The sequence below is a fragment of the Streptomyces sp. NPDC033229 genome, assembly GCF_055576875.1.
This window is the reverse complement of sequence record NZ_JBVIQR010000103.1, coordinates 1-7,678: the sequence shown is the minus strand read 5'-3', so window position 1 is coordinate 7,678 and position 7,678 is coordinate 1. Positions and strand designations below refer to the sequence as shown.

At 69.0% G+C, this 7,678-nt stretch carries 9 protein-coding genes; 6 read left to right on the top strand and 3 right to left on the bottom strand.

Going from position 1 to position 7,678, the window contains the following annotated elements; all coding sequences use genetic code 11:
* Positions 1–422 precede the first annotated feature (422 nt).
* Positions 423–941: a hypothetical protein gene (locus ACZ53N_RS35575; protein WP_469144889.1), complete on the top strand. Its 519-nt coding sequence runs from the start codon at positions 423–425 to the stop codon at positions 939–941.
* Positions 942–1,197: 256 nt separating this feature from the next.
* On the opposite strand, the gene ACZ53N_RS35570 is transcribed toward ACZ53N_RS35575, so the two are convergent.
* Entirely contained in the window at positions 1,198–1,494 is a 297-nt protein-coding gene (locus tag ACZ53N_RS35570) for a hypothetical protein (RefSeq protein WP_469144888.1), read from the bottom strand.
* A 151-nt stretch (positions 1,495–1,645) separates the two neighbouring features.
* Here ACZ53N_RS35570 and ACZ53N_RS35565 point away from each other — a divergent pair, with 151 nt between their 5' ends.
* Positions 1,646–2,134 carry a hypothetical protein gene (locus ACZ53N_RS35565; protein WP_469144887.1) on the top strand — a complete coding sequence of 163 codons (489 nt, stop codon included), beginning with the start codon at positions 1,646–1,648 and terminating at the stop codon, positions 2,132–2,134.
* On the top strand, positions 2,131–2,499 hold the full coding sequence (locus ACZ53N_RS35560) for a hypothetical protein (protein ID WP_469144886.1): 369 nt from the start codon (positions 2,131–2,133) through the stop codon (positions 2,497–2,499). Before ACZ53N_RS35565 ends, ACZ53N_RS35560 begins: the two co-directional genes overlap by 4 nt.
* A gap of 269 nt (positions 2,500–2,768) precedes the next feature.
* Here the strand turns inward: ACZ53N_RS35560 and ACZ53N_RS35555 are convergent, their stop codons facing one another.
* A complete protein-coding gene (locus ACZ53N_RS35555) occupies positions 2,769–3,356 on the bottom strand; it encodes a hypothetical protein (RefSeq protein ID WP_469144885.1) in 588 nt (195 codons plus the stop codon).
* A 316-nt stretch (positions 3,357–3,672) separates the two neighbouring features.
* Entirely contained in the window at positions 3,673–4,869 is a 1,197-nt protein-coding gene (locus tag ACZ53N_RS35550) for a DUF6236 family protein (protein ID WP_469144884.1), read from the bottom strand.
* A gap of 488 nt (positions 4,870–5,357) precedes the next feature.
* Between ACZ53N_RS35550 and ACZ53N_RS35545 the strand changes: the two genes are divergently transcribed.
* The 3 genes from ACZ53N_RS35545 to ACZ53N_RS35535 are packed head-to-tail and all read left to right on the top strand — an operon-like array spanning position 5,358 to position 7,580.
* Positions 5,358–6,269, top strand: a complete 912-nt coding sequence (locus tag ACZ53N_RS35545; RefSeq protein WP_469144883.1) for a DUF6192 family protein — start codon at positions 5,358–5,360, stop codon at positions 6,267–6,269.
* A gap of 2 nt (positions 6,270–6,271) precedes the next feature.
* Complete coding sequence (locus tag ACZ53N_RS35540; protein WP_469144882.1) at positions 6,272–6,685, top strand: RacP protein; 414 nt, start codon at positions 6,272–6,274, stop codon at positions 6,683–6,685.
* Positions 6,686–6,722: 37 nt separating this feature from the next.
* Positions 6,723–7,580, top strand: a complete 858-nt coding sequence (locus ACZ53N_RS35535) for an IS5 family transposase (protein WP_469144881.1) — start codon at positions 6,723–6,725, stop codon at positions 7,578–7,580.
* Positions 7,581–7,678 lie beyond the last annotated feature (98 nt).

Genomic DNA, 7,678 nt, shown 5'->3' with positions numbered 1-7,678 from the left:
ACCGGCCCGCCCTCCTTGAAGGCTGCCTCACCGAGACAGGGCTCACCCCGAACCCCAGATAACTCACTGCGACAACACGAGTTCAGTCTCAGTAATCGCGACCGCTTCCGCCGCGCTGCTCGACCGCAGTCGCTGGCGACGGGAGCAGGATGACCGCCTCATCAGCGCACGGCGTGTCCTGTACAGCGAGTACCTCACGTGCCTCTCCCAGGCCCGCAACGACTTCCGCAGCCTGGCCCGCAACCAGACCGCGAGCTCAGTCGAGCGAGAGCGCTCCGCCCGTGCCAGCTTCGCTCCGTGCTATGGCGTGCGTTACCAGATGTCGATCATGGCAGCATCGAACGTATTCGTCGCCTCCGAGGACGCTTTTCGCCGACTACGTGATGTGCGGGACCTCGCCGCAGCCGGCACCCTCGCTGGAGATGAGGCGTACTCGGGTGGCCGTGCCGAGTACGAGGATGCGCTCGGTCGGCTTCGGGATGCTATGCGCCTCGATCTCGGAGCCGACCGGGAACCTACTGTGGCCAGGTGAGGCGCTCAACCGGTCAACCGCGCCGCTCAGTCTGTCCGCCCATCGACCGTGCAAGAGCCCGCTGACCGCCGCGGACGACGAGGCCGTGCGCCTGGCCGACGTCCTGGAGGCCCACCCGGACACCAGCCAAGTCACCGACTCCGGCCCCCGCGGCGACGTCGTCTTCACCGCGGCCGGGCGCACCTGGGTACTCGCCTTTCAGGCCGGTGCCGACGGCGAGGCGTTCCAGAACCCGGCCGGCGCCCCGGCCCCGGCCGATGGCGCCGCCGACGCGCTGCGCGCCGCCGTCGTCCCCGCGCTCCTGGCCCACTCCGCCTACCTGGCCACCACCGCCGACGGCGACACCCTCACGGTCCACCTGAGCCCCGGCCGTACAGCCTGGCCCTCAGCCCCGCCGCTCACCCCATAGGAGCGACCTGTCCATGACCGCATCAATGGCGATCCGGCGCGCGTACCGTGAGGTGACGACCCGCCGGGAGGGCCAGATGAGCGCGCAGCCCGGTCGTGGGCGGGCTTCTTCGGCATCGGTCCTCGTTCGCGTTGCACGGCGGTCAGCCCACCGCAGGGCCTGCGGTGCGGCTGGATGCTCAACGACCCGGGCCCACCGGGGCCACGCCGACCTCCGCTGTCCGTGCGCCAGCCGAACCCGCCGTGGGCCTCGCGTCTCAGGCTGGCGGCGGCGTCGCGCCGGGCAGCTCCCCGGAGAAGGCCCACCACTGCTCGATGGTCCACACGGCGACGCTGGAGCGGTCGGTGGAGACCCGCAGCCACACCTCCTCGCCGCCCGGCATAAGCGCGACCTCCAGGTGCGCCTCGTCCCACGCGCCCACCGGATACATCCACTCGATGCCGTCGGGCCACGTCCGCATCGCCACGGTGCGCACGCTCAGCGCCGCGGCGAAGGCGTCCAGCGCCGCCTTGGGTATCCGCACCTCCGCCGGCTCCCGCTCGATCCCCGCCACCTGGCCCCCTTCGCCTCGTGCAGCGGGCCCGCGCCCGCCGTCGCGGATCAGCGTGACAGACCCGCGCCCCGCACGGTGTCACGCTGTGAGGCTGACAGGCTCACAGCCCGTTTCCCCAGGTAGACGAGGTGAGCTGCGAGGCTGTGAGGGTGTGGCAGAACTCCCGGCGGTGCTCCCGCACGCCCTGGTGATGCCCGCCGACCCGGAGGACGATGGAGTCGTGGGCGAGCACGACGAGGACCAGGAGCACAGCGCCGAACCGGCGCGGCCGCCGCTCACCGCGGCGCAGGCCCGGGAGGTGACGGCCGGGCTGCGCGAGGCGATGGACGACGTCCGGCGCTCCGTGGCGGTGCTCGCCGCCGGGGTCTGCGACGCGCACGCCGCCCGCATCTGGCTCCCCCTCGGGCACAGCAGCTGGGAGTCGTACTGCAACGCGGAGTTCGGCATCAGCCGCGCCCAGGCGTATCGGCTCCTGGACGTCGCCCGCTCCCTCGCCGCGATCCACGGCGCCGTCGCGGCCCACGCCGATCCGTCTCGCACGCGAGACACCGGCCCGGCCGCCGCGGCCGCGCTCGACTACGGGCTGTCCCAGCGCGCCCTGATCGCCGTCTCCGCCCGTTCCGACGACGTCGCGGAGTGATCACCCGCCGACTCGCCACGCTCGCCCACAGCGGCCTCCAAGCCCTCGGGACGGACACGGTGCGCGCCGTGGTCCGCCAGGCCGTCCGCCACGTCCGCACGGCACCGCCTCCGCCGCCCGCCGAACCGCCGGCAGACCCGACCGTCGCCGCGCTGCGCCGCGTCGTCGACGACCTCGCCGCCAGCACCCACGCGATCGGGGAGCTGATGCTCGAAGTCGCGCCGGCCTACCTCTCCGACACCGAGGCCGCCGACGTCCTGGCGCTGCTGTGCGAGCAGATCGGCGAACCCCTCGAACACGGCCTCGCCGCCCGCCGCTACGCCATGTCCGGCGACCGCCGGGCCCTGCACGGCACCGTCCTGTAGACCGAAGATCCCGGCTGCCCCTGCGAGGAACACAGCCCGTTTCCCCAGGTGGGCGCGGCGCGGTGTGAGGCGCGGGCCTGCAGCAACGGGATGCCGCTGCTCCTGGTCGTGCTGCTCGCCGTGGTGGGCACGTTGCTACCCGGTGGGCTGCACCGGTCGCCGCCGAGGAGCTGCTCGTGGCCCTTGTGGTGGTCCTCGGGTTGCAGCGCGGGTGCAGCCCAGCATTTGCATGGGCGAGGCCGCATGCCCTGTGCCGCTCACGCAGCGGGTCAACTCTCGGAGTGTGGAAGACGAAGCAGGTCGCCTTGCTGTTCTTCACCACGGTTACGCCGCAGGAAGCGCGTCCGAGCGGTGCCTCGTGCGAAACGACGCTGCAGGGCGAAGTGGATACGGAAGGCGTCGCCTGGGCCTGGCGGCCTTCGTTCGACTCGCCTGCGCAAATCGTGAGGCAGGACTTCGTGTTGGCCGGCCACCATCTCGCTGGGCCAGCTGCAGGGAAAGAGACGGTCGCGGAAGCCGTACGCAGCCTTGGCCGTCTCCCGCCGTGCGTGATCGAACGACAGCCCAGGGAAGTACTCACTGCGCGGGGTGGCTGAGGGCGAGATAGCTCGGCAGGCAGTCAGGGCGCGTTTCTCGATGATCTGGTAGTCGGGGTGAGCGGGGGAGAGCCACAGGCCTTCAAGCTGCAGTCTTTGGCTACGAGCAGCGTAGTAAAGGGCCAGAAGACGGGTCTGGGGAGCGGCAGTGGAGCCGACCTTCACGTAGGCGCCCGGGCCGCAAAACGCGATCACGTAGACGAAACCAACGCCCGGGGCTGCCTGGCTCGGTACGGCGTACCGCTGCAGGAACCTGCGCACGGGGTTCTCTTCTCGGGAATGAACTAACGCAAGCACACCGCGGATTCAACCGCGCTCCACTGACACTGATACTCGTAAGCGGCTTCCGGCGGTCGTGGCCCAGCCACTGACTGACGCCCTGCTGGGCTGTCTTCGTGTTGTTCTGCCCGACCGCCGGGGCTGGTTCCCAAGGCTCCGGCCGGGCGGATCATGACCTGATAGCGCCTCTGTGTGTCAGAACCCGTCTTTGAACCTGTGAGGGATTCCCGTCATCGTCACCGCGTAGGCCCATCGCAGGAGGGCGTCGCCATACTTGCCAAGGGTCTGCGGCACTTGGTCACCGGTGGGCGCGCAACCCGCGCCGTATGCGGGCCAGGACGCTGGCCGGCTCGATTTCGTGGCGCAGACCGAGAAGGTATCCAGCCGCGCTGGTGCGCTGTGTGGCTGCTGTGAGCCGCGCCGTGCGTGCCGAGGTCAACAGCTGGAGGGCGATCGCACCGCCGGCCCCGGCGATTGGGGAGAGATGCAAGGCGTGGGCGGTCAATGCCGCGATCGCGGGCAGTTCCAGCGTTTTGAGGCCGAAGACGGCCCGCACGGGCTCCATGCCCAACGCTCGCAGTCCGCGTTCGAGTTCATGCGTGGGCTTGGTCAGGTCGCGCTCGATCATGGACTCCAGCCAGGCACGCAGGATCGCGGAGTCTTCGATGTCCGCCAGCAGGGCGAACTCCTCGCTGAGCCCCTCGATGTGGGCGCGGAAGGCTTCGAACTCCTCGGAGAGGACCTGCCGGGCGCGGATGATCCTGTCGACGGGGATGTGGTGGATGTCCGCGGGCAGCACCGCGCGCACAGCCGCGCACGCGTACAGCGTCGCGGCTTCGCCCTCGGTCGGCTGCGGGAGGGCCGGGTGCAGCAAGGCTGCACTCATCTCCTGGGCTGTGCCCTGGCCGGGTAGGGCAAACATCTGTGGGTCCTCGGTTACTGGGATCAGGGCGTTGGCCTGGGCGATCCGGCTGGCCAGGGCACATGAGTAGATGGCAACCAGGTGGGGGTGCATGCCGATCCACTGGTAGTCATCGCGTACCCCCGACAGGGGGTCGGCGCGATGTTGCTCTATCAGCTGCAGGCCGTTCAGGCGGCCGAGGAACGTCGTCGGTGGGCTCCATTCCTCCGGGGTTGGGACCCCTAGCTGTGAGGTGTGGATCCAGGCGAAACGTCCTTCGTCCAGAAACCAGGGGTCCCCGATTCCTCCGATTTCCGGCGGCCACGGAGGAAGGCGGTACCGCTCCACCAGGAGCTCTTCCTCCTGGTCCACCAGGGTCTCGAATTCCCGTGCGACAGCAGCGGCCTGCGGTCCTGGGTCGACGTCGAGTAGAAAGTCGAGTTCTTGGCGCAGGGCCGCAGCTGTCGGCGAGTCGCTGACCGGGTACCTCGGCGGCCGCACCCGTGCGACCTGGGGGAGATAGAGCGCAGCGGCCTTGAGCCAGGCGTCATCGCGTACATGGAAGTAGGGGTAGTACAGGCCGATCTGGCGCACCCCGCGCCCCCTTCGGTTGGTTTCTGTCCCTGGTGAGCAAGCTCAAGGCCGGGCCTGCCCGTGTTGACGTCCGTCGACACGAAAAGGCTCTCCCAGCTGCACTGATGCGACCGTACGGCCCCGGTGCCAGCGGTTTACATCACCCTTCCCAGCCCAGCGTGTGTTCCCGCCATGACTTCATGGAATCGCCTCAGACGACCAGGGACTCCCGATCTTCGGTACTGGTGGCAGAAGGGCTGCTGAATGAGAATTTGTGACAAGCAACGTGCCTCGCTGGTGACAACCGGACTGCATAGGCCGGTCCCATTCGCCAGCTCATCCGGCACTCCCGGTGACAAATACTGAGCTTCGGCTCAACCTGCTGTACGTGGCAGCGTTGGCCATGGGGTTGCTATGGATCTCGGCCGGCGGGATGCTGCGGGCAGAGGCCGGGACTTGTCGCCGGCGGAGGGAGCGCCGGCATCCCGTGCTGAGGGGTGGTGGGCGTCATGCCCGCGAGCACGAAGGTCGGGAGCGTTTCCCGGTCGCGGTACGAGGAGATCATCGCCGAGGACCGGAAGCTCGTCGAGGTCGATACGAAGATCCAGTTCAAAATCGGTGACCATGCTTTGGAGATAGAGCCGATGCGGCCGCACGGCGGCTCGTTACCGGCGGCCGGTGAGGAACTGCTCGGGGTGCAGGAGACCCTGGAGTTGTACGCCGAGGACATCGGCGTCCCCTACAACCAGGTCCGCCTCAACCGGCAGACGGCCAGCAAGTGGCCCGCCGAGCACCGGATCGCGGGCGTCTCCTTCGAGATCCACCGGATCCTGGAGAAGCTCGATGACCGCTTCGAGCGGATCAAGAACCCGCCCCGGCACCCGCGTGACGGAATGCCGCGGTGGACGCAGGACGCGGCGAAACGCCAGGTCGGGTGGCGGGTGGACAGCCCGCAGACCCCGCAGGAGAAGGTCGAGGCCATCCACGACCTGGCGGCCGACGACCAGGTCGCCGCACGCGTGGCCACCGACTTCCTGCGCCGCCCCAGTGTCGCCTTCCGGGCCGCCGGTGATGACACGGCCAGGCACCTGTTCAACAAGGCCCAGACCGACCGGTGGCACCAGGCCGACGCGGCCGAACCGGTCCCCGGGCAGCCGGAGAGCCCGGTCGCGCCGGTCGTCAGGCAGCTCGACCGGACGATCGACTTCCTGGATCTGATCGGGGCCTGCCACAAGTTCGTGGCCGCGACCGGCCGCCTGGTGCCCCAGATGCGCGGACGGCGCTTGTCCGAGGACGAGCGGGAGCTGATCCACAAGAACGTCGACCGTGTCCGGGCGACCTGCGAGTGGATTGTGAGCGCCGTCGACAGCGGACATCTGGACATGGACGAGGAGCTGGCCAAGCTGCTGCGGGGCGAGTAGCCGTGCCGCGTCGATCGCGGCGCAAGGGCGATGCCGCCCGCGAGTACGCCGAGGCCATCTGGCGGGTGCTGATGTCGGCCCGCCCCGTCGGCCTGCACATGCCGCAGTTGGTCCGGGCCACTGAGCTGACCCGCAGCCAAGTCCGGTCCGGGCTGGCGATGCTGCGCGACGTCATCGCCGAGAAGGGCTGGCCGCCGCTGATCTACACGCGCGCCGACGGCTATCAGTTCACCGCCGACGGTGACGTCCTGCAGGCCTATGAGGTGGGAGTGATCCGCGAGAAACTGACCGAGATCCGCAGGCTGATCACGGGCACGGTCACCCCGCACGCCGCACTCACCCCCGAGGACAAGTGGGTCCGTCACATGGTGGCCCAGCTCAACTCCGTCGAGTCCACCCTCGACCTGATCGCCTGATCCCCGCCTCGCGGGGACGGGTTCTGAGGAGTACGGGATGCGCCGACGCCGCTATCCCTCGGACACCAGCATCGGAGAGTGGGCCTTGCTGGAGCCGCTGCTGCCCACGCCCGCCTGCCAGTTACCCTCGGGCGGTCACCCGGAGAGGTGGCCTCGTCGGCAGATCGTGGATGCCATTCGGTATGTGGTGGATACGGGCTGCAAATGGCGGGCTCTGCCGGCGGACTTCCCGCCCTTCCAGACGGTCTTCGGGTTCTTCAGCCGGTGGCGCGCGGCCGGCGTCTTCAACCTGATCCGTGACCAGCTCAGGCGCCGGGTCCGTCTCGCCATGGGCGCCTCCCCGCACCCCGTCGCCGCGGTGATCGATTCGCAGTCCGTGAAGGTCGCCGCCACCGTCCCGCGATCCACCTCCGGGTTCGATCCGGGCAAGAAACTGCCGGGCCGGAAGAGACATATCGTCTGTGACATGAAAGGGCTGCTGCTGTTCGTCATGGTGACGCCGGCCAGCACCCACGACGCCGTCGCAGCCAAGGAGATCCTCCTCCGGCTGCGTCTCATGCATCCCCAGATCGCCGTCGTCTGGGCCGATTCCATCTACGCGGGAACGCTGGTCGACTGGGCCAAGTCCTTCCTCAGCCTGACGATCAAGACCGTGAGCAGGCCCGAAGGAGCCAAAGGCTTCGTTCTCCTGCCGCGGCGCTGGGTCGTGGAGCGCAGCCTGGCGTGGTGGCTTCACGCCCGCAGGAATGCCCGGGACTACGAGACCCGGCCCGAGCACTCCGAAGCGATGCTCACCCTCGCCGCCATCGCCCTCATGACCCGTCGCCTCACCCGCCAGACCACCTACCCCACGTCGGCAGTCCCCCGACCAGCGGGAACGGTTCAAACCGCGTGATCAGTCACGCGTGATCTCAGGCAGAACAGTCCATTTCGTGATGTCCTGCTGCGGGTCGGAATCAATGAGCAGCCCCTCCTCCGAGACGCTGTTACCCA